General features: G+C 63.8%; 2 protein-coding genes. Both read left to right on the plus strand.

Features of this window, described 5'->3' with window-relative positions; all coding sequences use genetic code 11:
- A partial coding sequence (locus EOA85_RS35350) for a homoserine O-acetyltransferase (RefSeq protein ID WP_127212735.1) occupies positions 1 to 845 on the plus strand: 845 nt, incomplete at its 5' end.
- 115 nt (positions 846 to 960) lie between these two features.
- The coding region (gene metW, locus EOA85_RS35355) for a methionine biosynthesis protein MetW (RefSeq protein WP_127212736.1) at positions 961 to 1,378 on the plus strand (418 nt) is incomplete at its 3' end.

A 1,378-nucleotide genomic window follows, 5' to 3' on the forward strand; every position in this document is an offset into this window, starting at 1 on the left:
GTCTCGGCTCGACCGGCCCCGCCTCGACCAATCCAGCCACCGGCAAGCCCTACGGGCTTGACCTGCCGATCATCACCATCCGCGACATGGTGCGGGCGCAGTTGATGCTGGTCGACCATTTCGGCATCGAAAAACTGTTCTCAGTGCTCGGCGGCTCGATGGGCGGCATGCAGGTGCTGCAATGGGCGTCGAGCTATCCGGAGCGCGTTTTCTCAGCGCTGCCGATCGCCACCGGCGCGCGCCATTCCTCGCAGAACATCGCCTTCCATGAGGTCGGCCGGCAAGCGGTGATGGCCGATCCGGACTGGCATGGCGGCAAATATTTCGAGCAGGGCAAGCGCCCAGAAAAGGGACTGGCTGTGGCGCGCATGGCCGCCCACATCACTTATCTGTCGGAGGCGGCCCTGCACCGGAAGTTCGGCCGCAATTTGCAGGACCGTGAAGCGCTCACCTTCGGTTTCGACGCCGACTTCCAGATTGAGAGCTATCTGCGTCATCAGGGCATGACTTTCGTCGACCGCTTCGACGCCAACTCCTATCTCTACATGACCCGGGCGATGGACTATTTCGACCTCGCCGCCGACCATGGCGGCCGACTGGCCGACGCCTTTGCCGGCACCAGGACCCGTTTTTGCCTGGTCTCCTTCACCAGCGACTGGCTGTTCCCGACCGAGGAGAGCCGCTCGGTCGTTCACGCGCTGAACGCGGCCGGCGCCTCGGTGTCCTTCGTCGAGATCGAGACCGATCGCGGCCACGACGCCTTCCTGCTCGACGAGCCGGAGCTGTTCGCGGCCATCAACGGCTTCATCGCCTCGGCGGCCCGCGCCAGGGGGCTCAGCGCATGACCCCTGAAGATTGCAGGCTTTCCGGACCGGCATCATGCGCCAGGCATCAGCGCATGACCCCGAAAAGTTGCAGACTTTTCGGATCCGGATCATGCGCCAGGCAAAAGGCGAGATCATGAGTGTCAACCACGCCCAGCGCGTCGACCTCGAAGTCGTCGCCGATCTCATCCCGCCGCAGTCGCGGGTGCTGGACGTCGGTTCCGGCGATGGCCTGCTGCTCGAATTGCTGCAGGCGACGAAGCAGGTCGACGGCCGCGGGATGGAACTGTCACAGCGCGGCGTCAACGAATGCGTGGCGCGCGGCCTGTCTGTCATCCAGGGCGACGCCGACAAGGACCTCAAATTCTATCCCGACAAGGGTTTCGATTTCGTCGTCCTGTCGCAAACCTTGCAGGCGACCCGCAACCCGAAGCTGGTGCTCGACGAATTGCTCAGGATCGGCAAACACGCCATCGTCTCCTTCCCCAATTTCGGCCACTGGCGGGTGCGCCTTTCGCTGTTCCTCGAAGGGCGGATGCCGGTGACCAAGGACC

The sequence above is a fragment of the Mesorhizobium sp. M5C.F.Ca.IN.020.29.1.1 genome (assembly GCF_003997375.1).
Lineage (GTDB): Bacteria > Pseudomonadota > Alphaproteobacteria > Rhizobiales > Rhizobiaceae > Mesorhizobium > Mesorhizobium wenxiniae.